The sequence below is a fragment of the Halosimplex salinum genome, assembly GCF_003730195.1.
Taxonomy (GTDB): Archaea; Halobacteriota; Halobacteria; order Halobacteriales; family Haloarculaceae; genus Halosimplex; species Halosimplex salinum.
In genome coordinates, this window is the sequence record NZ_QWGG01000014.1 from 12,504 (window position 1) to 37,145 (window position 24,642).

The following is a 24,642-nucleotide window of genomic DNA, read 5'->3' on the forward strand; positions in this document are numbered from 1 at the left end:
ACCCTGATCACGAGTGGCCGGTCGCTGACCGGATACGGGTTCGGATCCGAGGCTCCGACTACCAGCGGCTACGCGAGCATCTCGTGCGTCCGGAGCAGAAGTGTCCGAAAGAGCATGCCGCCTATCTCGTTGCCGGTACACAGGAGTACACTCATCGTGGGCAGCGGGTCTTCGAGTATCTCATTCGTGAGGTTCACCTGCTGGATCGGGAGGAATATCTCGATCAGTCGACCGGAATCGTCCGATTCGATCACACGACGATCCGGTCGATGATGCGGACGAGCGAGACGGACCATCGATATCTCGACGACATGGCGCTTCTGATGTGCCATAGCCATCCCCGTTCGAGCCAGCCGTGCTACTCGGGCACCGATGACGAGAACGAGCCGGCCCATATGGCGTCGCTGACCGGTCGAACTGCTGGTCCGCATGGAAGCCTCATCTTTGGTCAAGGGGGTCTGACCGGCCGGGCGTGGCTCTCGGACGTCCCAACGATCAGGCATGAGCCGATCACGGCCGCCGCGTCGCCGATTGATGAACTCGTTGTCATTCACGACCGTGAACTAGAGCGGATTCGGACGACGGATTCACGACTCCCTCCGGTTTCAAACGACGGCGACGAGATGCGCGACCGGCAGGCGTTGCTCCACGGAGCCGGCGGTAACACTCGGCTACGGGACGCTCACGTCGCCGTAGTCGGTGCTGGTGGACTCGGTGCCCCGATCGTCCAGACGCTCGCTCACCTCGGGGTTGGCGCGATCACGGTCGTCGATCCCGACGTCGTGGAGGAATCCAACCGCTCGCGAATCGTCGGTGCGCGACCAGCCGATGCTGGTGATCCCGAGCGGACGCCCGACGAGGATGGTGTCGTCCCAGCTGCGTGGGCCGAGGCCATCGACGGATGTGGAACGCCCAAGGCGGAGGTCCTGGGCCGCGTTGTCTCCGATATTGATCCGTCGATCTACTATCATGGCATCCACGAGGAAGTACAGGCTCCGAAAGCGCTGGAGCAGGTCGTTGCTGCGGACGTGATTGTTACTGGCACCGATACCGCCACGTCACGTCGATTCGTGTCGGAGGCCGCCCAGCAGTATCTTCGGCCCCTGTTCAACGCTGGCACGGATATCGATGTTGACGACGACGCTGGACTCCGAAGCATCGCGACCAGCTTCCAGGTGTCCGGCGCGAACCGGGCGTGTCTGGACTGCTTGGATGCGATCAACGAAGATCGAATTGATGCCGAAGGCGAAGACGAAGACAATCTCGAGTACGGGCTTGAACTCGTTGCCGGAGAGCAACCGTCGGTTATCACAATCAATCAGGAACCGGTACAACGGTTGACGTTCGCGCTGCACCGGTTCCTCACGGGACTCCTCGCCGACCGGCACGGATTCCGAACCGGCACGTACAGCGCAACGTCTGACCGCCTTGTGAGCGACGCAGAGGCTACTCCCGACTGCCAGTTCTGTAATGGGGCGTTCACAGCTGCCGGCGATCGTGGCGTTCCAATAGCGAAGACAGGACTCTATCGGACAACGCCGTCGACTGTCGAGACGGGGAGTGTCGCAGAACTGGATCTCGATTCTGTCGTCGAGAAAGAGCCAGCCGAGGACAAGGCTGAACCTGAAGGTGATGAACCGTCCAAAGAGCATAGCCTACTCGCTCGTATCAAGAGTACGGTAGCCCGCTATATCCCACAGCTATGAACCGAACACCCGTTTCGTCGAGTAACCTGAAAAGTGTCGGCTACGATCAGAGTTCGAACACCCTCGAGATCGAATTCCACGGTGGCCGAGTCTATCAGTACTACAACGTCCCTAAGAGAATCTATCAAGGACTGATGGCGGCATCCTCTCACGGAAAGTATCATCATCGCCAAATCAAAGACAGCTATCGATATTCTCGGATTCGGTAGTGGGCTGAGTCTCAATCGAGCTTTGACTGGATTCTTCCGTCGATGGGATGAGCGACTGGTGTTACCATTACGGCGGAATCCAGCTTGTGTGATCGCGGAGCGTTGAATTGGGGGATTCCATCGTCGCACCGCACTTGGGGCAGTAATCTTCGATCGCATCCTCGTCGTAGAGATAGTGATCGCACTCGGGAGGGCTGGCCTGGAAATACACGTTATCCCAGTCGAGATTAGGCTCTCGACCGTAGAGACAGAATGTACTGTGTCCAGACCGCCCTCGGTGGTTCGTTACTAACCGAACGGGGCAGTACATGCACTCGCGCAGTTCGATTAACGGCTGGTCAGAATGGTTTGTCCAGAGCGTTTCTCGCCGTCCCCATTCGTGAAACCCCTTCGGCCCCCGGCAGCGCTCTATCTCAGGTCGTGTCGCAAGCAGTTTCTCAACCTGTGCGGAATGGTACTGGCTTCCTGCCCACTTCCAGAACGGGTTTCGATCGTACTCCCGGACAATCGCGTTCTTGAGTGCTTTCAGAGGAAAGTCGGGGCCGTACTCGTCGCTCGCGGTGTAGGTGTAACTGCCGTCGCGCTCGTGAAGCCGGCGTAGCTCGCAACCCTGGGCAGTACAGATATCGTACGTAATCAGGTCATCTTGTCCGCGGGGATGGGCATAGGGCGGCACGCGCTCCCACGCATGTTCGCCGTCGTAGAGGAGCGCTTGGCAGTTCGTAATTCGGCTAGCTTTGCTCGTTCGTTGGGCGTATCCAGAACCATCGTCTTGCTCAAATTCGGCACCGATCGTATCGTAGTTGAACGTATCGAGAAGGACTGTTGCCGCGCGTATCCAGACGACCGAGTACCCAGCGGCCAAGTAGTCATGCGTCACCTGATGGACGTCCTTGTCCTTGTGACTGTGCTGTACCTCAACGGCGAGGCCTTCCCCGAAATAAGGGTTCCAATCGTCAAAGGTCGCGAGTGCGTCGGCCCGGCGTTCGGTCACAGGTGTTGGCACCTCGGCCACGTCGACGTCCACCTCCGTCTCGATGCGGGCGTTTTCTCCAAATTGCTGGTGCAGAGCGACCTCAACACGGGCGACTGCGCGTTCGTGGGTCTCTGACTCGCCGCCATTCGAGCAGCGCTGGCCGGCGTCGTCTGATACGTGGTAGAAGTGTCGAGACTTGCCCGGCGCCGATCGCGGGTACATCGTCCCGCCGCATACCGGACAGGTGACTTCTTCTCCATCGTCAACTATGGCGGGGACGACCGGGCGACCGTCACGACGACCGCGGAAGGGCATACCGGCAAAGAACATCTCGGTAAGCAAATAATCTCTCCCAGCTGTAGGCCAGTACAAGACGGAACAGGTTAGATCGGGTCCTCAAGTCCGCAAGAGATACACTTCATGCAGCCGTCCTCACGTTCCCAAATGTGATCGCAGTACTGGGGGTCCGTGGTCGTCATCTCAGAGAAGTCCTCGAACGGATCATTTGAGATGACCTCCTCTCCGTTGTGCTCTTTGAGACGGGCCCCACACCGGCACCGATAGCGGTTCTCTCCTCGCGGCTCCCAGACGTGTTGATGATCTTCTTTCTTCTCCTCCTTTTCTCGCTGTTCAAACGCTGCTTGAGCAGCTCTGTCAGCAAGATCGGAGCTCGTCTTGATGGTCGACTCATCGTAGATATACGCCTCTACCGTAGTGTCTTTCCAGCGCTCAAGCCGACAGTGTTTACAGAAATCCCGGTCGTGGAGGTCACTCCCTCCGTATTTCCAGGTATGGTTACAGTCCGGATTCGGGTCCGAGAAAGTTAGGGAGTCACCGTTCACGAACCGCTCTAGATACTCCTCAGGTGGATCTACCTCTGGAGGATCTGCCCACGAAGCTGCGAAGGCGGTGTCAGCCCGTTTGTCGAATTCGACGACCATCTCCTCAATACGGAATCGGTCGTTCGTAAAATCGTCAGGGCTGGCCCAGTAGACGCTATATCCGGCCGAGAGATAGTCGTGCGTGACCGCGTCAAGGTCTTTGTCTTCGTTCGCGTATTGTACCTCAACGATCAATCCACGCCCAAGATAGTCGTTTGTGTCATCAGCAGGAAATTCGACGAGGGCATCTGCTCGGCGAGATTCAGTGAGCGTCGGCGTATTGGGGACGTTGACGGTGACCTCGGGTCCGCAACGGACATATCGGTCAAACCGCTGCCGCAACGCCGAAACTGCGAGTGATTTCATCTTTCGATGCGGATCCGACTCTCCTCCGGAGCAATTGGCCGTCGAATTCCCTGAGCCCGCAGTAACGTGATAGAAATGGCGAGCGCGGCCGTCATCAAATGGGCCCCGTGGTCGCATCGTTCCGCCACAGGCTGGACACACGACGTCAGTACCATCCTCTATCTCTTCAGGAAGAACTGTCCCTCCCTCCTCGTCTGTAGAAGACTGTGCGATAAATGGCATCTAGGTCGACGGAGCGACTTCTTCTGTAGACTCGACATATTCGTCTTCCCACTCTCGACGTGCCTCAATTTCGCGGGAGCCTCGTTGCGTTAGCGAGTACAGATTGGTTCGCTTGTCGAGTTCGCCTTTCTTGAGGAGCCCTTTCTCGACGAGGTCGTCGAGATTCGGATAGAGCCGGCCGTGGTTGATCTCCTGTTCGTAGTAGTCGTCGAGTTCGGCCTTTACTGCGAGCCCGTGCGGTTCCTCGAGCCCGGCAATCACGTACAAGATGTCCCGCTGGAACCCAGTTAGATCATGCATCCGTCCGTTCCCTATTTTTGAGGGGTGGCATATGTTCTCTCTGGTGCTCAAAGGCCATTATTCGATACGACGAGGCGAGAACCCGGCGTGAGAACTTCGAACCTTTATATGGTGGACAAGAGAAGTCCGCGATGGAATGTCTGACCTAATCGTCAAAGCAGCCGTGAAGGACGCACTCTCGGACCACAACGTCTCGGCAGATTTCTACGACCCCCTCAACGAAGAAGTAGCCGAACTGCTCGACGACGCCGCAGAGCGTGCCGAGGCCAACGACCGGAAGACGGTCCAGCCCCGCGATCTGTAGGCCTGCGTAACGCAGCTAACCCCGCCCCTCGAACGTAGCTTTTTGAGGTTCCTGTTCAGAAGTTAGTAGACGTAATGGCGGACGCAACGGATACTGAACGGCAGGCGGTCGACCCCGATGCGAGAGAGGTCCTCAGCGTGTCACAGCTGAACGACCGAATTGCGTCGATCGTCCAGGACACGCCTGCCCTCAACGGTGTCCGCTGTATCGGAGAAGTCACCGACCTCCACCAGAACAGTACGGCGCTCTACTTCACGCTCACCGACGGCGACGCCGAGCTCCCCTGTATGATCTGGGCGAACCGCTACCGGGATATGGACGCCGAGCTCGAAGACGGCACCGAGGTCATCCTCGAGGGCGATATCGACTACTGGATTGAGGGTGGGAAAATCGACCTCAAACCGTGGGAGGTTATCGTCGTCGGCGACGGTGACCAGGCGGCCGCCGTCGAGCGACTGCGAAGCGAACTCGAAGAGCGTGGCTGGTTCGACGACGAACAGAAACAGCGCCCGCCGGCGTTCCCGGAGCGAGTCGGTGTCGTCACTTCCCTCCGAGGAGACGCCCGGTACGACATCCAGAACGCGATCCACGAGCAGGACCCCACCGTCGACATTCTGGTGAAGGACGCAACCGTCCAGGGGTCAGAGGCGCCGACGTCCATCGCGAACGGCATCCATCATTTGGACCGCTCGGAGGACGTCGACGCGATCATCGTCGGCCGCGGCGGTGGGAGTGATTCGAACCTCCAAGCGTTCAATACCGAGCGGGTTGCGGAGGCGAGCTTCACCGCGAATACCCCCGTGGTCACCGCGATCGGACATACCGATGACCGGCTAATCGCGGATCAGGTGGCGGATGTCGCGACGATCACGCCAACCGCCGCCGGCGAGTACATCGTGAAGTCCCGGAATGACTTCCTCGCCAGCGAGATCGAGCCGCTAGAGCAGCAACTTGACGCTGCGTACGAGACCTTCGAGCAGGAGCACGAACACGAGGCGGAACTGGCAGAGGCTGTCGAGGAGGTGACGGCACCAGATGGTCTTCCATCGGTCTACTACAAGGCCGCTATCGCCGTGCTTCTGGTGCTGTTGCTGCTCATCACTGCGCTCTGGCTGGGGGTGATCTAAGCGATGGCGAAAGACCCGGACATCAGCGGCCGAATGACCCGTGTCGAGGAGATAATCGAACAACTCGACGCAGATGATGTGTCCCTCGATGAGGGGAGTGAGCTGTACGAAGAGGGGCAGGAGTTGTTGACTGAAATCCGCGAGCGGCTCCACGAAGGCGAGGGCGAGGTCATCGAGATCGAATAATTGACGAGGACAGCATCGGCTTCTCCGTCACGTTAACCAACACTACCCCGCTAATCACCTAAATCGTTGGTTAAATACTCGCGCTCTTGTGTAGAGCTGCGGAACGACCGTGTAGTTAGAGTGAGCTAGCCGTAAACTGAAGAGTATGGCCCAGACTCAGTATTCACGCTAATTCGGCGTCTCTGAGGGATGGCGTGCCCGTTCACGGTAGCGGTTATAGAGATCCTCGCCCCACTGGACGACTGCCTCATTAGAACTGAGCAGCATTACAATATGTTCACCCTCTCCTATTTGATTATACGCCCCAATCGCGATTTGCTCCTCATCGTAGATCCCGATACCGAGCGTCAATGTCTCCTCAAGATAGAAAATCCGAAAGTTATCGTAATTGGAATCGTCGAGGAAGTGCTCCATGTCCTCTTCGTGGAGACGGTCGTACAGTGACGCATCGACGATTGCCTCCCCTTTGAGGCCGAGTTTGAGGAGTTTATCGTACGCCGTAAAGAGGGTTGGATTGAAAATCGACGTCAACACCCGAAAGTTATCTAGCCGCGGATCGCAGAGTTTGAGGGCTGTCGCGAGGACGATTCCCGGGGAGTTCGGGGAGGAGACGTACAGTTTTGCATCAGCGAGGGCTCGTACCGGAATGTCTGTTCGAATTGGACTGAGCCGCTGAAACCAGGGCGCTTTCTCCATCACCTGTTCGATGGTTATGGCTAATTCTTCGTACGCATCCAATATACGCTCTCCGGCGGGCGTGAGGTGGTGATTGCCGTCGATCTCTTCGCTCCATTCCTCCGTTTCGTACATCCGTAATGCTCGCTGAACAGTTGCGCGTGAGGGTGCCCCTGTGTTCGTCCCCGCCAGCTCGCTTGGACGTACAGACCCATCTGAAAGTCTTTGCAACAGCGGAATGGAGTGTTTTGAACGAGTGAGTTTGGTGAGTCGCTTGCGATCAATCTCAGCAAGACAGATTTCGAACGCATCGAGAACGATCTTTCCGCCGGCTGTGTGTACGTACTCTCCACCCGTGGAGTTCGTCAGGCCTCTCTCGGTGAGTTGAGCAAGGTGTTTTGATGCAGTCTGTCGAGTGATCTCCCCCTGATCTTCAATTTCCGACGCTGTCATAGACTGTTCGTCAAGGGAACGTAACACATCCAGGCAGGTAGAGCCAGCAAGATCACTGATGAACTCACGGATGACAAGCTGTTCGTCCGTGAGAGGGTTTGTGGTCGCACGCTCGTGGCGTGTCACTGGATCTCACCTGTACAGTAAACTACTGTAGCGAGGGCTTTGAATATGTCGGGGATATTTGGTAATCATACGTCTCTACCAAACCGCCCATTGTCTCTCCAATTGGCGCGTGCATCCGAAATTTCGACAGTACTTTTTACAGGTGCTCACACAAAGACCCACTATTGTGGACTCCCAGCTACCCCCTGCACCATCTGGATATCCAGTACTCAAACACGCGGTTCAGTTCGCTCGCGACCCGTTCGAGTTCGTGGAGCGTGCTACCTCGGAGTGCGGAGATATCTACCGAATGGATCTCCCGGCAGTTGACGACGTCTTTGTACTTGCCCACCCGGACTATTTCAACCGCGTTCTGGTCACCGACGTCGACGCATTCGGGAAAACTGAAGATTATCGACGGGCATTCGGGAATGGCTTGCTCTCGGTTGAGGGGCAGCAGTGGCGACGTCAACGTGAGATGCTACAACCGCTGTTCTACCGTGAGAAAATCAGCGGATACACAGAGCAAATGGTGGCGTGTACTGAGCAACGGCTTGAGACGTGGAGTGACGGGGAAACCCGTGATATGGAAACGGAGATGCGAGACCTCACCCTCGAAATCCTCTTTGCGACGTTGTTCGGTCGGGAGTTAGTTCCAGGGGAGGACCAAGAACTCCGTGACGCGGCCGATGGACTCAACGAGTGGTTTGCCCCCTCGTCGTGGATTCTGCCAGGCTGGATACCAACGCCAGCTCGCCGGCGGTTCGAACAATCAACGAAGCGTCTCCGACAGGAGGTTCGAGCGCTCCTCACAGAGGATAGTGAACACAAAGGGTCAGAGCAGCAATCAGCCGATCCGGAAACTCCAGATCTCCTCACACAGCTACAACGGGTTCAAAGCACGGAGGAGGAGCAGCTCACGACCGAGGAGATCGAAGATCAGCTAGTCACGATGGTGTTTGCAGGACACGAGACGACGGCTGCGGCGCTCGCGTTTACTTGCTATGTACTGGCGACACAGCCGGATATCCGAGAGCAATTCCAGGAGGAACTGGAGAGGGTCCTCGATGGGAGACCGCCAACATACGACGATCTCCAAGATCTGGAATTTATGGATAGAATCATCACAGAAGCACTTCGGCTATACCCGCCGATTCATACGATTCCGCGTCAGACAATGGCTGACGTCGAAATCAACGGGTACCGGATCCCCGAAGGGCATGAAATCCACCTCTCGGTTATCCATGTCCACCGAGACGAGCAGTTCTATGCGGAGCCCCTCTCGTTCCGACCGGATCGATGGACAGACGAGTTTGAAGAGGACCTCCACGACTTCGCGTATGCCCCCTTCGGCGGTGGCCGACGATCGTGCATCGGACGCGAGTTCGCCCTGTTAGAAGCAAAAGTTGTTCTCGCGACGATTGGACAGCAATTCCAGTTCGACTGGGAACGAGATCAAGAAATCGAACTCGAGCCACGAGTCACGACCAGAACAAAGAATGGGATCCCTCTGAAGCTGTCTTCTCGCTAATATCGGCGCTTTCTGTAGTGGTGGGGATTGTCGCAGGTGTTCACGCCCTTTGACAGTGTTAACACGGATGAGTATAACCACCCGCCCGAAAAAACGAGGGTGTATGCTATGAACCGTGATTCAACCATCACAAACCATCCCGCATACAGATGAAAACCCGGCAGGTCACCATCGAAGAGATCGATCAGCTGTTCCTGGAGTGGTTTGACTACATCAACGCCTCGGCGCTGTATCGGCAGGCGCTTCGAGAAGAGATGGGTGTTCGTGATATCGACCCACACGAATTCCGTGACCTCCTCGAACGCGCACAGGAGCAGGGCTATTCGTTCGACGATGTGGCCGAGGAAACGAATCGATTGAGTGATCTTCAGGAACTGGTCGTCGACGCAGCCGATTCGAGAGACGAATCCCAGTCTGAAACACCAGCTACCGAAAGCAGTGAAACCGCTCAGAACGAGACGCACCAATGACAGACAAAGATCATCCAGAGACTATTGAATCGTCTTACCGACCCGTGATACGACAGGCAGCCCTGACGGTTGTCCTCCTGAGCCTGTTCGCTGTCCAGCCCGTCGCCGCCCAGAGTAACGCGGTCTGTAGCGCGGACAACCTCCCAAGTATGATTGAGGGGTTCTTCCAGCTGACCACCGGGCTAGGCATCGTCGGCCTCGCCATTGTCTGGCAGGCCGACTCCCTTATCGAGATGTTCACCCTGAATCCGGAGCAGAAGAAGGGACTCAAGCGCCACAAGCGGTCCTCAATGAAGTCTGCCGTCGTCCTCGTCGTCCTCGGCCCGCTGTACACGGTCGCCGGGTCGATGATGGGCCTCCCGCTGGCGCAGTGTGTCGATCTCGTCCCCTGGTAAGCACTCCGCTGTCCCCGCGAGCCCTATGAACCACCAAGAGATCTCCGTGCTCATGATCGGGTTACTCGTGACGAGCCTAGTCACGGGTATCGTCGTAGCCGACCCGCCGCGACCGGGGACGGAGGACAACGGGCTCACGGAAAACGAGTCGGCAACGCTCTGGTCGCGCGACGCGGACACCTACATCACCCAAGCGGAGTACAGCCAGCGATACGGTGAAAACCGGTCTGCCGTCCATCAGGTGGCTAACGGGACGGATGTAACGTTCAAACGCCCGCCGGCGACAGCCGCGACGTGGACGCGCAACGATTTCGAGGACCTCGACGCTGGTGGCTCGGATACGTCCGTGTATCCGCCCCACGCGTCGCTCGAAGACGGCGTGTTCATCGAGGACGCTCACGCAACGATCTTCGCGGTCCAGCCCTCTACCCGAGGACACCTGGAGTCCGGTGAAACCCCACTCTACATCGTGCCGAATGGGACGATGCGCGGCTTCGTTGATTACCGCGTTCGCGTGCCCAACGGAAGTTCCTCCGGCAACACGACTATCTCGTGGTCGCTCACGGAGCACGAGATCGAAGAAGTCCGATTGAAGAAGGACGGGGAGACCATCGCCGAGCGTGACGGGTCCCATACGCCGGCTCTCGACTATCAAATCGAAGATGACTGGAGCGCGAATCTCACGCTGGAAGCAGAGATCAGCGTCCGCCTGAAGAAGACAACCCGGGTCGACCAGGGCAACCGGACGGACGTCAACGTCACCTACCGCACGGAGTCACGCAACGTCTCCGATTCAATCGCCGTCGAGATGTACGACCTCTCGGCGTACCCCTACTACGCCGAGTACCCGAACGGCGACGCCGGCCTGGCCATCTTCCAGTCCCGGCCGTGGCAGGGGTACACCCTCACCGAAGACGGTGAGGCACGGGTTCGTGGCGTCTGGCGGTTCTACACCGCACGGAACACCAACTGGGATACGCTCGTTCGGTCGAATCGGACTGCTAGTGCTTCCGTCCAGTCTGACGCGATTCCGGTCTACGTCCACGCGTATCCCTCGCGGATCGGCCCGCGTGCCGAACCAGTTCGAGATGGGCCGGAGCCCATTGATACTTGGGGGACTGACCGCTCGTCGCCGGTCGGAACCATCGGCGAGAACATCAATATCGACATCGTCAACGAGACATACACGACGACGTACGGTGTCGCCGTTCGAGCCGAGAACGTCGACCGTGAGGCGCTTAACGTTGCGGGGATCGTCAGGGGCGTGAATGCCTCAGTTGTTGAGCCAGATACTGGCTCTGAGCGGCAGCTCCGCCGCAGCAATCTCTCTGTGGAGGTCATCCAGCAGAACCAGTCGCAAGCGACGCTCAGGGTCGAACTCCGGGACAATCAAACCGGTGCGCCGATCACGCTCGACGATAGCCGCCAATATCCGATTGGCGGAAGCACTCGGAGCGGATACATCACCATCGCAGATCAGCGCGTCGAGACCAACGCATCCGGGGTGGCTATCGTGACGATTGATGAGCCGGGAATCTACACGGCTCGGTACCATCCGGGCTCGTGGCTCGGCCATAATCCCGCGTACGTGAGCGATTCTGCGACCGCTCGCTGGCATCCGCTGGGAACGATTGGCGGGTGGTTCGCTCTCCTGTTCGAGGTCGGCTGGCAGCTCATCCCGTTTGTCGTGATGTTCTACGCCGGCAAACGTCTCGTCCGAATGCTCGGTCCAGAAGACAGCTTCCAACGAAATCCATGACACAGAACAATCCACATATCAGTAGGCGAACCGCCCTCCGAACAGTCGCAGGTGCTTCGCTCGTGAGCGTTGCCGGCTGCTTGAATAACGATGGCGGCTCTGGAGCGCCTGGTGACGGAACTACCGCTCCAGGCGGCCAGGGTCCGCTCAAGCGTGTCGCTGTCGAAGGGACGACACTCGTCGTAGAACTCACTGCGGACGCCGACGTCGATCAGATCAATCTCATCCAGCCGAACGGGGAGGTGTTCGGACAGCGTGAGGTGGCCGCAGGCTCCCGGCAGGTGTCATTCGAGATTGGAACCTCCTACGCCCCCGGTGAGTACCGCGTGCTCGCGCTGGAGGGAGAAGAGACCGTCGTCGAAACCTCACTTCCGATTCAGCCGGATCTTGGGATAATGGAGATGGGCATTGGGAGAAATCAGCCCGAGAAAATGTGGGACGGCCCAGGCGATGAGATCGCTGAGGAAGCGTTCGTGACCATTAAGAATCAAAGCAGTGGCCCAGATGCGATAACGAAATTGCTCTTCATCGGAGACGTGCCGTACTCCTCAGATGAAGAAGGGACGAACTATGCTGACAACGAGGACGTAAGCGGGATCTATGATCCGGAAGCAGATACAGAAGTTAATGAAGTCGTCATAGCCGCTGGCGACCAAATTACAATCTACAGCTCTCGATCGCCGTTCGCCTTCGTCCCCGGCAGTGGGACATCCTGTACGGACGAGCAACAGACCGGAGAATTCAATCTCATCCTCGAAAGCCGCGTCGGAGAAAAGCAGGTCTCAAAAACGTACAACATCCAGTATTCGGCTTCAACAGAGTCCAACAACTGTGATCTCACTATCAATGAGGCATAGCCATGGTTGACCTGATTGATGTCTTCTTAGAGGGGTTCAAAGATGCCGTCGACTGGGTCATCAGCCTCTTTATGGAGGGGCTGACGGCTGGCTACGAGACATTGACAGAGGAGATGTTCGGTACGCCCACACCTGAGACGAACGGAGCGTTCGTCTTCGGTGACCCGATCAACACTCCCTGGCAGGCAATCCGAGATGCATTGGTGGGCGGTGAGATTATGCTGATCTCGTTACTCCTGCTGTTGATGTGCGTCCAAGGACGGCACACGATCCGGATTTTCAATATCGGGAGTACATACGAAGCTAGACGGACGAAGAAGACCGCCTGGGTTGGAGCGTTCCTTATCATCAGCTGGTACTGGATGAGTATTCTGGGCCTCTACATCGTGGATGGATTCACGATTGCCCTGATGCCGAGTCTCAGTTCACTAGGTGATGCGATGCTCAACTTCCTCGAAGTCTCTCTAACGAACCCCGGACTTGCACTCGTATTCGCCCTTATCGGCGGTCTCTCGATGTGGGCGCTGGAGGCACTCTACTACATTCGAGAAATCCTCCTCTACGTCTACGTGTATGGCATGCCAATAGCGATTGCCCTCGGCTATGGCAATATCCCGGTGCTATCCGATATCGCGATGGGATTCACCAAGCGGTTCGTCCCGCTCGCAGTTCTTCCCCTCCCGGCGGCAGTAGTGTTCAAAGGATACGATCTGCTCTACTCGCAGGATGCACTTGCTCCAAATAGCGCGTTTCTGAAGTACCTGGTCGCAGCCTCGCTACCCCTGATCGCTCTGTATCTCACGTGGAAGACGTTCAAATACGCGACGCCGCTGACTGCCAAGGTCGTCGGTGGCGCGACGAAAGGCGCAGCCCTCATCGGCGGCGTGGCTGCCGGTGCGTACGTCGGTGGCGCCGGCGTCGCGACGACCGCCGCTCGGTGGGGACCGAAAGCTGCAGCCGGCCATGCAGTCGCGCAAAAAGCTGCTGCACGAGGCGGTCACGGTGGTGAGGGAGGCAGTGCTCCATCGTACCGGCGGACTGAAAACGACCCTGGCGGAGCCACAGCGGAAGCAGCGAGCGACGAACACGGCATGGAGTTCGATCGAGGTATCCACTAACGATGTCCATAGATAAAGACGCAGCCGCACGACGCATCACGGACCAGTTCGGGGAAGTAAGTCGCATCCCCTACCTCAACATCGAGGAGGGCGACGTCGGCGTCCTCATCGCCTTCCCGATCATCGGCCTGTTCATTGCTGGCCTCACCGGAATCGAATCGCTCGCCCTCCCGTTCGTCGCTGGCGGGTTCGGATTCGGCGTCGCAGTCATCTACGTCTCTCCCGACCACCTGAACGCATGGACGTGGACGAAGGATGTCTACCGATACGTCAAACGCCCACGAGTGACGTTCAGCGCACCAGAGGAAGCCGACAGTAGTACTAACGAAACGGAACGGAACGAGGGCGGGCTCGCAAACTACACGCCCTTCAAGCCGGACGAGCGAACCCAGGACCTCACGAACATCGAGCGGGCGTGGCCTGGTGCAGGCGCGATCCAGCGAGCCGACGGGACGATGGAGGCGTTCATCGAGATCAACCCCGGCAACATGGACTTCGCGATGTCCGACGACTGGGCCCAGCTCCAGGACGCTGGCGAAGAGTTCGCCAACAAAGAACTGGACTCAAAGCTCAAACTCCATGCGACAACCCGCTCATTTCCGGTGGAACAGATCACCGAGAACATCGAGGAGCGATTGAACGACGAGGACGTCACAGAGAACCCGATCTTCAAAGAACTCCTCGAGGAGTACCGGGAGACCCGGCCAAAGGAGATGCGCGAACGGGGCATCCAGCAGGTACGGTACTACATCGGCGCCGAGGTCACCCCGCTGGAAGTCTACGACCGCTTCCGCGACGAGGGGACGCCGGCCGAGAAGCTGACGCAGTTCCCGGTCATCGGGTTCCTGTTCAATCCGTTCGTGACTCGCCGCGAGGACCTCACTGACGTCGAGCGCCGCGCGCAGATGTTCGACAAGCTGGACAGTCGAGTCAACGACGTGCGGTCAGAGTTCATCCAGCAGGCCTCGGGCTGGTCCGCTCGGCGGCTGAGCACGGTCGAGCTATTCGTCCTGAATATGGACTTCTGGAACGGGCACGAGCACGACTACGACGACGCGGAGCGTGTCGTTCGCGAACAACCCATCGTCGGCCACTCGCGCCGGGAGGATGAGTTCGATGCGTAACCTCGTCCTCCAGACGGAAAGCGAAACTGTCGGCCAGGTAGTCGAGTGGCTCTCGGACCCGACTTCGGCCGAAGGTGTAGCACTGTACGTCGGTATCGTCGTCGTCCTCGGCGCCGTCGGGAAACTCCTCTGGGACAGGTACACCGAGGAGGACGAAGAAGAGGTCGAATTCTCCGACCTCCTCGACGAGGACACGCTCGAAGACGGCCACGCCGAACGCCAACTCCTCGACGACATCGCCGAGTCGCACAAGACGGTGACGGCGCCGAATGCCATCGAGTGGGAAACACGAGCCGCACGGGTCGGCGAGCAGTGGACCACGACGCTGTACATCACTGACTACCCGGACTACCCCAACGACGGCTACCTCAGCGACCTCTTCGAGCTGACCGATGTCGAGTTCGACCTCACCGCCCACATCACGCCGAAAAATCAGGAGCGAGCCCGGAACGAACTGCAGGACATCGCTGACGACCTCCAGGTCGATGCTGATCTCGAACAGAGCGTTCGGAGTGCCTACCTACAGGAACGCGCCAACGAGGCCGCAGCGACGTACACGGCCGTCGAGAACGGCGCGAGCGTCTTCGACCAGGGGATGTTCATCACGGTACGGGCCGACGAGAAGGACGACCTCAGAGACGCCGTCCAGAAGGTCAAAAGTGCGCTCCGCGACGAGCCGTCGAACCTCACGCCAAAGACCGCCATCTGCAGGCAAGACCTCGCCCTCCAGTCCGCCGCACCCATCGGCGACAACGAGTTCGGTCGAGAGTCAATTGCACTCGGCGGTGCGGTCGGAGCGTTGCTCTCCTCCCCGCACAACGCGACAATCCTCGAGGAGGGCGGCGTCGAGGTCGGCATCCACAAGGACAACCAGAGTCCCGTCGTCATCGACCCGTTCGCCCGGGACAACGGCTACGCGATGTTCACCGTCGGCGACACGGGCTCCGGGAAGTCGTTCAGCTCCAAGCAGAACTTCATCCGCTCCATCGAGCAGAGCAAGGACCGCATCGGCATCATCCTCGAACCACTGAACAACTGGGCAGGCGTCGCCGAAGCGCTCGATGCCAAACGAATCACCGTCGGTGGGACGCTCGGCCTCAACCCCCTGGAGATCCGGGAGACCCCTGAGCACGTGCAGCGGGCGATGGGTGAGGACGCGAGCCCGTTCAACGAGAAGCTCGACGACGCGATGAGCTTCCTCACGAACTTCTTCGCGCTCCGCGGAATCTCTCTGGGCGACCGGAGAACGACGTTGGAACTCGGGCTCAAGCGTGCTTACAAGCGCAACGGCATCACCGACGACATCTCCACCCACAGCAATCCGAGTCCGACCATCCGGAACATGATGGACGTCTTCGAGGACATGGTCGACGATCCTGAGGAGTTTGTCGTCCGGTCCGACGAGGAGGCAGGGAAGATCAAGGACGACGCGACGTGGTTGCTCGATCAGCTTCGCCCCTTCGAGGAGGACGGTCGCCACGCCAATCTCGGTCAAGCGTCGGACTTCGACATTCGCGACGAGAAGGTCATCTACCTCGACCTCGCCCAGCAGGAGGGCAGCGTCGACAGCAGCACGGCGCTGACAATGCAGCTACTCATCTCGCTGGTCTACGAGCGAGCGAAGGTCTCGGATAAGGAGGTCGTGTTCTACATCGACGAGGCACGCTACATCATGCAGGACGCTGCGAGTCTGGCGTTCCTCGAGACGGTGTTCCGCCACCACCGCCACCACGATCTCTCGATTCGGCTGGTCACGCAGACCGTCGATGAGTTCTTCGAGCACGCCGAGTCCGAAGCGATCCTCGACCAGTGTGCAGTCAAGCAGTTCCACCGTCTCGACGGGATGGACGAAGAGTGGGCCGACGAGTTCGGGTTGAATTACGCGCAGATGCGGTTCGTCCAAGATGCCGTCCCCGGTAACGAGGACGCCGGCTTCTCCGAGGCACTCGTCGGCGTCGACGGCGAGTGGCGCGGCATCCAGGTCAAAGCGATGCCCAAGGAGAAGCAGGTCATCGACTTCGACCCGACCTCCCAAGTTCGCTCCTCGCTGCCCGGCGCCGGCGGCGACGCCGTTGATACCGAGATGCAGGAGTTCCAGGAAGCGCTCGAGCATCGAGCAACGAACGGAACGAACGAAACGAGCGAACCGAACGAGGAATCAGACGCCGTCGAAGCTGAGCCAGACGGCGGGTCTACGGAGGAGACCAACGATGGCTGAATACCTGCGCGTCACGCCGACGTCCGAGCGACTCGATCCGGGGAGTATCTCCCGCGTCCTCGACAGCCTCCACAAACTGAACACGCCCGGCTCGTCGGGCCTCGGGGCGAAGCTGAACCCACTCCACAGTAACACACCGCCTCGGTTCGAGTTCCTCGCGATCAGTGATGGCCCGGACGACCCAGTGGAGTTCTTCTACGGGGCCGATGCACACCTCGATACGCTCGAGAAACGCCTCCGCTCCATCTATCCGGCCACGTTCGATATCGAGCGCGTCGACGTCGACGTCGCCGCCCGGCTCATTCAGCCAGTCGAGTTCACACCGCAGGAATTCGTCGAACACTACGAGGCCGGGCGGCTGCAGTACGAGTTTGTCCCGGCGGAACAGTACGACATCGTCGACGAGGAATCAGCGGACTCCGAGTCAGCCGAAGCAGACCCCGTTGTCGACGGCGGTACGGCATCCACGAGATTCCCTGATCATCACGTTACTGTTGGGGACTCAGCCCTCGAACTAGCGCCGCCCGATGCACTTCCAGACGACACAGAAGAGCGACAGGCCATCGAGAAGCCGACGATGACACCGCAGGGAACGATTCTGGCTCGCCTAGGGGAAGACGCTGTCTCGCCGCTCGGCGTCCGCTGGTGTGGCTCCGCGACGCGGAAGCAGGACTGGATGACCTCGCTGACGCCGTTCACGGCGGAGGAGACGAATGGAGAACTCTCGTCCGTCGACCAACCCGGAGCAGCGCTCGCGTCGCTTGTCGACCACCTGATGGAGGCGACAGCGCCGACCGCGTTCCAAGTCGTCTTCCAACGGCGGACCAGCTGGCAGTCCGACGCGGAGGTTCGAAAAGAGGACCTCGTCGACGGTCGGGATACGTTCTTCCAGGAGGTCGTCGGGTCGGTGCTCGAGGTCGAGGACCAGCGGAGCGACCAGGACGAACGGCAGATCAGCGAGTCCGTCGAGAAGCGGATCGAGTACATCGACGCGAAGAACGCCAAACGGTCGTTCACGGCCAATATTCGGGCCGTCGGCGTCCCCATCGACGACACCCGCGACGACCTCGATGCACGGATGAATTCGCTCCTCCCGGTTTTCGACCCGCTTGATGGGCCGTTCTACGAGGTCGAAGGACAACGTCTCCGGGACAGTGGCTTCCGTGAGAAAACGAAGGAGAAGAAGGCACGGGCCGCTCTCCAGCGCCTCCTCAACCGCGATCTGACGACCGGACGAGGCAAAACCCGACCCGAGCTGGTCCTCTGTGGGACGGAGATAGCGAACTTTGTATTGGTTCCCTCCTCCGAACAGCTGACCGTCGAGGGAACACGGGGCACTCGCGCCGAACAGCAGAGCCGGAATCCGCTGCCGTGGCCGAACCCGGACCTGATCCAGCAGTTCCAAGGCGGAATGGCCATCGGGTACGCCCTCGACGAGAACGGCGAGCCGCGACCGGACCCAATCCGAATCCCGCTGGATCTGTTGACGACGCACTACGGTCGCTTCGCGTCGACTGGCGGTGGGAAGTCGAAAGCGATCATCAACGACGCCCTCTCGCTCCGAGAGACGACCGGCGGGCCCGTCGTCATCGTCGACCCAAAAGGTGATGGGATGTGCGAGAACTACCTGCGCTGCCACTACGAGCAGTTCGGTGGTTTGGACGACGTCTACCAGTTCCGCGTCCCGGAGACCATCCCCGCGTTTTCCTTCTTCGACATTCGGCCCGCGCTGGGGGCCGGGCGCAACCGTGAGGACGCGATTCAGGATAAGGTCGATCACTTCCACGATATCCTGCGGATGATTATGGGTCGCGAGCAGTACGGGCAGGCGTTCGTCGCGAACGAGATCCTTAGCTACCTGATCAAGGCGCTGTTCGACGAGGAGTACGGGAGCGACGTGTTCGGGCTGGACGATCTCTTCGCCGCCGCCCTTCGGATGCAGCGCGACCAGACGATTCCCCCAGTTTCCGCTAACAACCAGAATATCGAGGAATCGCTGACGCGCCACTTCGCGAAGGACAACCACCGGTTCCAGGTGTCGATGGACGCCGTCGGGAACCGTCTCGACAAGCTCAAAGAAGACGCGCATCTCCGGCGGATTTTCAGCCACGTTCCCGAGCAGAACGATGTCGGCGAGAACGTCGACAACCGCTTCGACTTCCGCGAGTTCCTTGATGAAGACGCCACCATCATCTTCGACCTCGGCGACCTCCGTCCGGAGGCCCAGCGAGCGATCACTCTACTGCTGTTGAGTAACCTCTGGGACGCCGTCCAGGTTCGCCGACGCGACGGCCAGACCGACTACGAGAACCTGACGAACCTCATCATCGAGGAAGCGGCTCCGGTCGCGTCGACGAAGCTTGTCTCCGAGCAGCTACTGCCGCAGGGCCGGTCGTTCGGGTTGAGCATGGGGCTCGTGATGCAGTTCCCCGAACAGGTGCGGAACCGGAACGAGCGGGCCTACGACGAGGTTCTCAACAACATCAAGACGAAGCTCATCGGCAACATCTCGATCGAACGCGATCTCGCGGAGTCGATTGCCCACGAGGACCTCAGCCCGACCGAACTCCGCAACCGAATCAACACGCTTCCGAGCGGCGAGTGGATAGCGCAGCTCCCGAGTCCGTCGTTCGGGGAGACTGGCCCACCGCCGTTTTCGCTGAAACCGCTCCCGATTGCGCCGGGGCATCCAGAAAGCGACCAGCCGCTCACAGAGCCGCAGAAAGACCATTTCGAGTCCGTGTCCCGCCCACGGATGATAGAGCGAACACAGGCCCAGTACGGGCTTGCAGAGCCAACTGAGTCGAGCACTGCCCCGGCGGAAACTGGCTGGGGAAGTTCGGGGGCTGACACGACGGTCTCGGCTGACGACGGCGATGGAGCGACCGACCCGACTCAATCCGCATTCATCAGCGAATCGACGACCGATGAAGCGTCGACGTCGACCACGCAGCCCGAGACTGACATCGACCCTGATACAGACGAGGAAGAGATGAGCACCCTGTTCGGGCGGTCCACCGAAACCGACGAGGAACCAGCCGCCGACCAATCAGAGCAACCGGAGAACGGGTCAACGCCCGTCCAGAAAAGCAGCGTGCCCGTCCCTGATGACGAACTCCGAAAGCGCGATCTCAGTCGCGACGACGTCCGCTTCCTGAGTCGCGTCCTCGACGTGATGAACAGGGACGACAGCGAGTACACTCTTCTTGACTCGATGCGTGCGCTTCGAGACGGGTTCGAGGAGCTCAATCTCCAACGCCTTATCGAACAGAACCTCGTTGAGGAATCCTCGGCCTGTGGCCGCAAATACTACACCGTCCTTCCAGCGGGGCGCGAGCTCCTCGGCGAAAAGCTCCAGGTGGGTCCCGGACTGGGGGACATCGGAGAGAAAACGCCGCACAAGGTTGGAGTCAGACTCCTTGAGTTGTGGCTCCAGCAGCAGGACGACGTCGCCCGCGTCGAGCCGTACGACGAACACGATGACGACACCGTGTTCGACGTCGCCGGGTTCGACGCGGGTGGTGAATTCGTCTGGGTCGGGGAAGCAGAACTCCCGAGCAACAACACCCACGCGCCGGTCAACGATTACGATAAGCTGCGTTCGGTAGACGCAGACGCAATCTGGGCGTTCAACAACCGCGAGACGGCCGTCGAAGTGCTGGACCGACTGGCCGACGCAGACCGGATCGAAGAAAGCGTCAGTGGACGGGACGCACGGTCGTTCTCGACGATCCAAGACGCTGTGGCGGACTTCGATGCAGCGGGGATGACCACCGTTCGAGGGTTCAAGAATCTCGATCAGGGGGTGAATCAATGACGTGGCGACAGGCAACTCGTGAGGAGATCTATGCGTACTACGCCGAGGAGTTCCCGCGCTACATCGACAACCTTCCCGAGTTCATCACGTCGACCGGCCCGAAACAGTACGCCATCGCCTTTCGAAATCCCCATCCGGTTCGCAAAGACGATGTCCCTGACAAGGACTTCATCCGGCGAGATACGTGGCAGACAGATGTATCGGGCGACCGAACAACGCCCGAGTTCGACGACTTCGAGGACGTCGTTGAGTTCATTCGGCACCCGGCTCGAAACGACCCACTCGGACGAAGCAAGTTCGCACTCGCAGACCCGAAGGTACTGGAGAAACCGGATCCACAGCCCGACGCCGTTTACTACGCACTGGATCATTGGGAGCGGCCGTGGGTCCTCCTCGTCGACATCGACGCGAAAGAAATCGCCCGAGACCGAGCAGACGAGATGGTGTCGGCGGACGTCGATGATCGGGACGACGATGCGCTCCTCGACGCTGCGGGTATCCTCGACGCCGCTCCCGAGGGGTATCCGTACGCCTTCGAAGACGTCGACCGCGCCATCGAGTGCGGGTTCGAGGTGCGCGACATCTTCGAGGACGATTTCGACGCCGAGGAGACGATGGTCGTGTACAGCGGGCAGGGTGTCCACGTCTATCTGCTGGATACCGACCCGGCGCACCGGTACGACGAGCGGAGTCGCGAGGTGTTGAACGACCTCCTTCTCGAGACGTACGACATCCCGATCGACCCCGTCGTGACGGCCGACCGCCGGCGTGTCGCTCGCCTGCCCTACTCGCTGCACGCCGACGTCTGCAGCATCGTCCAACCAATCGAGAGTCCGGCGTTCGACGTTCGGTCGGCGACGCCAGAGGTGATCGACGAATGAGTCCGAGTACGCCCACCGACGACGAGGACATGGCGTATCGAGTTGCGGCACTCCCGCTGGAGTACGGTGAGACCCGCATCAACCAGCTGTTTACGCGTGGCTACAACCGATACGTCGTCGACGGCGAGGACCAACCCGAGGACCTCGTGAACGACGTCGAGCGGTTCGGGACGGCGGCGTTCAAAGAGCAGGTTCGTGCCGACGCCGCCCAGGAGCCGTTCGTCGACGAACCGGGGACGCTCGCCGTGCTCGCGACGCTGAGTGTGATCTGTGTGAAAGAGCACCCGAAGTTCGAGCACGCGTCACCCCGAAACATCCAGGTGCTCTACGACATCCGGGAGCTGTACGTCAACAATCTCGCCTCCCTCATCCGCGCCCACGGCGATGGGTCACTCCAGCAGGACATCGCCGACGTGCTGTACAGCAAGGAGCCCGGTGAGGATGGCCCACATCCGGGTCGGGTCTGTACGGGAATCACGGAGATGCCGGAGTTCGGGGAGGGCCTCTACCTCGAAATCCCGATGGCGGCGGCGTCACGCAAATGTCTCGTTCGAGCGGAGGGCGAGTCATCTACGGGGAGTGACGGCGGGGAGATACTGACGCGAGTGAAAGACAACAAGCTGTACGTCCCGGTCGGTGATTTCGACAGCAAGTATCTTGACTACGCTGAGCGGGCGTTCAAGAAGCTCCTGCGGGTGCAAGAAGACGGGCTCTCCGACGACCAGCTGACGTGGTTGACCACGAACGAGTCGGCGATTACGGAGCGGATCGACCGCTTCCTCGAGACCGGCCATCACGAGCGAATCTGGCGGAACTGGGACCGTGGGGAACGGACGATTCGCGTCCTCCGGCGGGCCCTAAGTGATGCGCCCGACGACGTAGCGCAAAGGGGCGAGTTCCACACGGCGAAAGAACTCTATCGAGCGGTTACGGCGTACGACGCCGAGGAGGACTGGGAATCCTCAGTAACGGACTGGATCTCGAGTCCAAGCAGTCTCGCGAAGACGCTGGCCGACCACGAGTCCCACTCGGCCGTCACGATCGATCGCGACGGGCGCATCAATACGTACCGAATCGGGCGAGCCGGAATCGGCGCCGAACAGATCGAGGTGCGGGAGATCGAGGACCTCTTCGAACTCCCCTGTATGGCGAATATGGAGGAGCGGCTGCACGAGAAGAAGCCCGTCCGGAAGGACCTCTACAACTTCGCGCGGATGGTGATGTGGCTCCCACAGTACCAAGATAGCAGTCTCGATGAGATTGTCGCGGACCTCAAGGACGTCTTCTCTCGGTGGCCGTGGTACGACGAGCAGGAGACCGAGTACCAGGTTCGCTACGAATTCTCGAACACCATCGACGGCGACACGCCGTTGCCGATGAACTGTGATAACGACGATCTGCAGCGCTACTGCATCGGCCAGGACCAGTGTCCCTACTCGATCTGGGGCAGTCTCCCGTTCCCGGATGAGATGTACGAGCAGGTTGAGGAGGAATCCGCCGGTCCCGTAGAGCAATTCTGAACTACGGATTTCTTCGTTTTCGAGAATAGAACTGAGAGGTCTTGGTGTTAATCACCTCAGTTTCGGGAGTTCGAAAGATACAGACACGTTCGTCAAAGAGTCGGATACCCGGCCAGCCAAGTCCACGAAGAAACTATTCCGACGCTCTGTCTCCTTCTCTCTTCGACGTCCGATAGCCCGCTCAAAATTCATTCTGACTTTGTCGGCCTCGTCATCAATCATGCGGCGAACCCTGCGGAACTGATTCTGGGTCAATGGTTCCTTCCCAGCTATCTGCGCCATCTCCGGCGTCACCAACCGTCCAGGATTGTATTCGGCCTCGAACTCCTTGACCTCGATCTCAAATAGGTGCTTCTGAGACCGAAGCTTGTTCTCTGGCAGCTCCTCCAGCTTGTCGACAGCGTAGGTTTCCTCCCACTTCTCAAACTTGTCCTCTACCCGTTCCGGCGGGAACTCTACCTCAGCCATTAAAGAGCTGTAACCCGGCCAGCTGGAAAGAAATACCGGACCAAACACTTTGTCAGCAACAACCAATCCCTTACTTATGGAAGATATTCGGCTTGAAGCCGTAACCATCGACAAGGAATACGATGGCACAAAGGAGGAAGCACGAGAGCAGGTGAGGCAGTTCCTCGAAGAAGCTGGAGACGAGATAGAGACCGAATACACCAAGCAAGTCGACGAGGACGGCAACGTCATCGACAAAGAGATCCGCGGCTACACCAGGCAGTCAGATATCTGGTGGACCAGCATCGCCATACTGGTTATCTCAAACCCCAACGGAGTCATTCAGTTCATTAAATGGGCGACGGACATCCCTGGCCTGACGATGGGCCTCACGATGCAGGGCAACTCCCGGATCAAGCTTTTCTCCGACAACGACTTCACGTTCATCGACAATTCTACCGAGTATAACATCGAGACATTAGGCAAGGTAGACGACGAAGTCGCAGTCAAGATGTCCGAGGAAACCTGGCGACAACTCAGGGACGACATCGATACTGGGGAAGTCGACGTCGAACTGCCGCCCGAGGACCAGATCGGTCCCTGAACCTATTTGAAGTCAGGTTCTCCAGCATCTCCTAGCCACCGTTGTAGACGATAAAATTCTGGCCTGTAGAGGATCTACTTGACCGAAATCACTCTCAGTGAAACAGGTATTTGGTAAGGTTGTAGTTTCGGTGTGTTCAGCACGGCAGCTACAACATGTAACAACCAGAGAATTATAATAATTACATTCAAAACTAGAAATAGATCCCACGGAATCCCCGTCGAGCAATTTTCAGCGGCTAAGAAGACCAGAATCAAGGGAATCAGGGTGGTTCACGGCTCGAAGTGCTGCGCTGCGGGAACCTCGAGGGACTCAGACCCGGTGAAGCAGCGGTCCCAAGGTATCCAGATACGCCCGAAATCACCTTCGTTACCCCGCCGTCGAGCAATTT

At 59.0% G+C, this 24,642-nt stretch carries 22 protein-coding genes; 17 read left to right on the forward strand and 5 right to left on the reverse strand.

The genetic code is table 11. The annotated features are described in order from the left end of the window. Nucleotides 1–83: 83 nt before the first annotated feature. The gene (locus tag D1409_RS22560; protein WP_164471858.1) at nucleotides 84–1,706 is read left to right on the forward strand and encodes a HesA/MoeB/ThiF family protein; all 1,623 of its coding nucleotides are present in this window, start codon (nucleotides 84–86) and stop codon (nucleotides 1,704–1,706) included. Then, nucleotides 1,703–1,915, forward strand: coding sequence for a KTSC domain-containing protein (locus D1409_RS25780; RefSeq protein ID WP_123539226.1), 213 nt, complete (start codon nucleotides 1,703–1,705; stop codon nucleotides 1,913–1,915). The genes D1409_RS22560 and D1409_RS25780 overlap by 4 nt, the downstream gene beginning before the upstream one ends. A 67-nt stretch (nucleotides 1,916–1,982) precedes the next feature. Here the strand turns inward: D1409_RS25780 and D1409_RS22570 are convergent, their stop codons facing one another. From D1409_RS22570 to D1409_RS22580, 3 genes are all read right to left on the reverse strand, one after another. Continuing rightward, nucleotides 1,983–3,206 (reverse strand): competence protein CoiA, encoded by a 1,224-nt coding sequence (locus D1409_RS22570; protein ID WP_123539301.1) that lies wholly within the window; start codon nucleotides 3,204–3,206, stop codon nucleotides 1,983–1,985. A 68-nt stretch (nucleotides 3,207–3,274) separates the two neighbouring features. Beyond that, nucleotides 3,275–4,138 (reverse strand): hypothetical protein, encoded by an 864-nt coding sequence (locus tag D1409_RS22575; protein WP_164471859.1) that lies wholly within the window; start codon nucleotides 4,136–4,138, stop codon nucleotides 3,275–3,277. Nucleotides 4,139–4,360: 222 nt separating this feature from the next. After that, nucleotides 4,361–4,660 carry a helix-turn-helix transcriptional regulator gene (locus D1409_RS22580; protein ID WP_123539228.1) on the reverse strand — a complete coding sequence of 100 codons (300 nt, stop codon included), beginning with the start codon at nucleotides 4,658–4,660 and terminating at the stop codon, nucleotides 4,361–4,363. Nucleotides 4,661–4,796: 136 nt separating this feature from the next. Between D1409_RS22580 and D1409_RS22585 the strand changes: the two genes are divergently transcribed. The 3 genes from D1409_RS22585 (at nucleotide 4,797) to xseB (ending at nucleotide 6,277) form a co-directional block, all read left to right on the forward strand. Next, complete coding sequence (locus D1409_RS22585; protein WP_123539229.1) at nucleotides 4,797–4,964, forward strand: DUF1931 domain-containing protein; 168 nt, start codon at nucleotides 4,797–4,799, stop codon at nucleotides 4,962–4,964. Nucleotides 4,965–5,038: 74 nt separating this feature from the next. Continuing rightward, entirely contained in the window at nucleotides 5,039–6,091 is a 1,053-nt protein-coding gene (gene xseA, locus D1409_RS22590; RefSeq protein WP_123539230.1) for an exodeoxyribonuclease VII large subunit, read from the forward strand. A gap of 3 nt (nucleotides 6,092–6,094) precedes the next feature. Beyond that, nucleotides 6,095–6,277 (forward strand): exodeoxyribonuclease VII small subunit, encoded by a 183-nt coding sequence (gene xseB / locus D1409_RS22595; protein ID WP_123539231.1) that lies wholly within the window; start codon nucleotides 6,095–6,097, stop codon nucleotides 6,275–6,277. 168 nt (nucleotides 6,278–6,445) lie between these two features. Here xseB and D1409_RS22600 read toward each other — a convergent pair whose 3' ends face one another. Further along, nucleotides 6,446–7,531, reverse strand: coding sequence for a transcriptional regulator FilR1 domain-containing protein (locus D1409_RS22600; RefSeq protein ID WP_123539232.1), 1,086 nt, complete (start codon nucleotides 7,529–7,531; stop codon nucleotides 6,446–6,448). A gap of 166 nt (nucleotides 7,532–7,697) precedes the next feature. On the opposite strand from D1409_RS22600, the gene D1409_RS22605 reads away from it, so the two are divergent. The 11 genes from D1409_RS22605 to D1409_RS22655 all read left to right on the forward strand — a co-directional run bounded on the left by D1409_RS22605 (nucleotide 7,698) and on the right by D1409_RS22655 (nucleotide 23,200). Further along, nucleotides 7,698–9,041 carry a cytochrome P450 gene (locus tag D1409_RS22605; protein ID WP_206425159.1) on the forward strand — a complete coding sequence of 448 codons (1,344 nt, stop codon included), beginning with the start codon at nucleotides 7,698–7,700 and terminating at the stop codon, nucleotides 9,039–9,041. 149 nt (nucleotides 9,042–9,190) lie between these two features. Continuing rightward, nucleotides 9,191–9,511, forward strand: a complete 321-nt coding sequence (locus tag D1409_RS22610; protein WP_123539233.1) for a hypothetical protein — start codon at nucleotides 9,191–9,193, stop codon at nucleotides 9,509–9,511. Further along, nucleotides 9,508–9,906, forward strand: coding sequence for a hypothetical protein (locus tag D1409_RS22615; protein WP_123539234.1), 399 nt, complete (start codon nucleotides 9,508–9,510; stop codon nucleotides 9,904–9,906). The genes D1409_RS22610 and D1409_RS22615 overlap by 4 nt, the downstream gene beginning before the upstream one ends. A 25-nt stretch (nucleotides 9,907–9,931) precedes the next feature. Then, nucleotides 9,932–11,665, forward strand: a complete 1,734-nt coding sequence (locus D1409_RS22620) for a hypothetical protein (protein WP_206425165.1) — start codon at nucleotides 9,932–9,934, stop codon at nucleotides 11,663–11,665. After that, nucleotides 11,662–12,522, forward strand: coding sequence for a hypothetical protein (locus D1409_RS22625; RefSeq protein ID WP_123539235.1), 861 nt, complete (start codon nucleotides 11,662–11,664; stop codon nucleotides 12,520–12,522). The genes D1409_RS22620 and D1409_RS22625 overlap by 4 nt, the downstream gene beginning before the upstream one ends. A gap of 2 nt (nucleotides 12,523–12,524) precedes the next feature. After that, nucleotides 12,525–13,640, forward strand: a complete 1,116-nt coding sequence (locus tag D1409_RS22630; RefSeq protein WP_123539236.1) for a hypothetical protein — start codon at nucleotides 12,525–12,527, stop codon at nucleotides 13,638–13,640. A 2-nt stretch (nucleotides 13,641–13,642) separates the two neighbouring features. After that, on the forward strand, nucleotides 13,643–14,764 hold the full coding sequence (locus D1409_RS22635) for a hypothetical protein (RefSeq protein ID WP_123539237.1): 1,122 nt from the start codon (nucleotides 13,643–13,645) through the stop codon (nucleotides 14,762–14,764). Continuing rightward, complete coding sequence (locus tag D1409_RS22640; protein WP_206425160.1) at nucleotides 14,748–16,982, forward strand: VirB4 family type IV secretion system protein; 2,235 nt, start codon at nucleotides 14,748–14,750, stop codon at nucleotides 16,980–16,982. The genes D1409_RS22635 and D1409_RS22640 overlap by 17 nt, the downstream gene beginning before the upstream one ends. Then, a complete protein-coding gene (locus D1409_RS22645; protein WP_123539239.1) occupies nucleotides 16,975–20,799 on the forward strand; it encodes an ATP-binding protein in 3,825 nt (1,274 codons plus the stop codon). The genes D1409_RS22640 and D1409_RS22645 overlap by 8 nt, the downstream gene beginning before the upstream one ends. Next, complete coding sequence (locus tag D1409_RS22650; RefSeq protein ID WP_123539240.1) at nucleotides 20,796–21,680, forward strand: bifunctional DNA primase/polymerase; 885 nt, start codon at nucleotides 20,796–20,798, stop codon at nucleotides 21,678–21,680. Before D1409_RS22645 ends, D1409_RS22650 begins: the two co-directional genes overlap by 4 nt. Continuing rightward, complete coding sequence (locus D1409_RS22655; RefSeq protein ID WP_123539241.1) at nucleotides 21,677–23,200, forward strand: primase-associated protein; 1,524 nt, start codon at nucleotides 21,677–21,679, stop codon at nucleotides 23,198–23,200. The genes D1409_RS22650 and D1409_RS22655 overlap by 4 nt, the downstream gene beginning before the upstream one ends. A 51-nt stretch (nucleotides 23,201–23,251) precedes the next feature. On the opposite strand, the gene D1409_RS22660 is transcribed toward D1409_RS22655, so the two are convergent. Further along, a complete protein-coding gene (locus D1409_RS22660; protein WP_123539242.1) occupies nucleotides 23,252–23,668 on the reverse strand; it encodes a hypothetical protein in 417 nt (138 codons plus the stop codon). 76 nt (nucleotides 23,669–23,744) lie between these two features. Between D1409_RS22660 and D1409_RS22665 the strand changes: the two genes are divergently transcribed. Further along, nucleotides 23,745–24,251, forward strand: coding sequence for a hypothetical protein (locus tag D1409_RS22665; RefSeq protein ID WP_123539243.1), 507 nt, complete (start codon nucleotides 23,745–23,747; stop codon nucleotides 24,249–24,251). Nucleotides 24,252–24,642 lie beyond the last annotated feature (391 nt).

Coding starts and splice junctions, on each gene's coding strand:
- D1409_RS25780 (WP_123539226.1), top strand. CDS start 1,703: ATGAACCGAACACCCGTTTCGTCGAGTAACCTGAAAAGTGTCGGCTAC.
- D1409_RS22570 (WP_123539301.1), bottom strand. CDS start 3,206: ATGCCCTTCCGCGGTCGTCGTGACGGTCGCCCGGTCGTCCCCGCCATA.
- D1409_RS22575 (WP_164471859.1), bottom strand. CDS start 4,138: ATGAAATCACTCGCAGTTTCGGCGTTGCGGCAGCGGTTTGACCGATAT.
- D1409_RS22580 (WP_123539228.1), bottom strand. CDS start 4,660: ATGCATGATCTAACTGGGTTCCAGCGGGACATCTTGTACGTGATTGCC.
- D1409_RS22585 (WP_123539229.1), top strand. CDS start 4,797: ATGTCTGACCTAATCGTCAAAGCAGCCGTGAAGGACGCACTCTCGGAC.
- xseA (WP_123539230.1), top strand. CDS start 5,039: ATGGCGGACGCAACGGATACTGAACGGCAGGCGGTCGACCCCGATGCG.
- xseB (WP_123539231.1), top strand. CDS start 6,095: ATGGCGAAAGACCCGGACATCAGCGGCCGAATGACCCGTGTCGAGGAG.
- D1409_RS22610 (WP_123539233.1), top strand. CDS start 9,191: ATGAAAACCCGGCAGGTCACCATCGAAGAGATCGATCAGCTGTTCCTG.
- D1409_RS22615 (WP_123539234.1), top strand. CDS start 9,508: ATGACAGACAAAGATCATCCAGAGACTATTGAATCGTCTTACCGACCC.
- D1409_RS22620 (WP_206425165.1), top strand. CDS start 9,932: ATGAACCACCAAGAGATCTCCGTGCTCATGATCGGGTTACTCGTGACG.
- D1409_RS22625 (WP_123539235.1), top strand. CDS start 11,662: ATGACACAGAACAATCCACATATCAGTAGGCGAACCGCCCTCCGAACA.
- D1409_RS22630 (WP_123539236.1), top strand. CDS start 12,525: ATGGTTGACCTGATTGATGTCTTCTTAGAGGGGTTCAAAGATGCCGTC.
- D1409_RS22635 (WP_123539237.1), top strand. CDS start 13,643: ATGTCCATAGATAAAGACGCAGCCGCACGACGCATCACGGACCAGTTC.
- D1409_RS22640 (WP_206425160.1), top strand. CDS start 14,748: ATGAGTTCGATGCGTAACCTCGTCCTCCAGACGGAAAGCGAAACTGTC.
- D1409_RS22645 (WP_123539239.1), top strand. CDS start 16,975: ATGGCTGAATACCTGCGCGTCACGCCGACGTCCGAGCGACTCGATCCG.
- D1409_RS22650 (WP_123539240.1), top strand. CDS start 20,796: ATGACGTGGCGACAGGCAACTCGTGAGGAGATCTATGCGTACTACGCC.
- D1409_RS22655 (WP_123539241.1), top strand. CDS start 21,677: ATGAGTCCGAGTACGCCCACCGACGACGAGGACATGGCGTATCGAGTT.
- D1409_RS22660 (WP_123539242.1), bottom strand. CDS start 23,668: ATGGCTGAGGTAGAGTTCCCGCCGGAACGGGTAGAGGACAAGTTTGAG.
- D1409_RS22665 (WP_123539243.1), top strand. CDS start 23,745: ATGGAAGATATTCGGCTTGAAGCCGTAACCATCGACAAGGAATACGAT.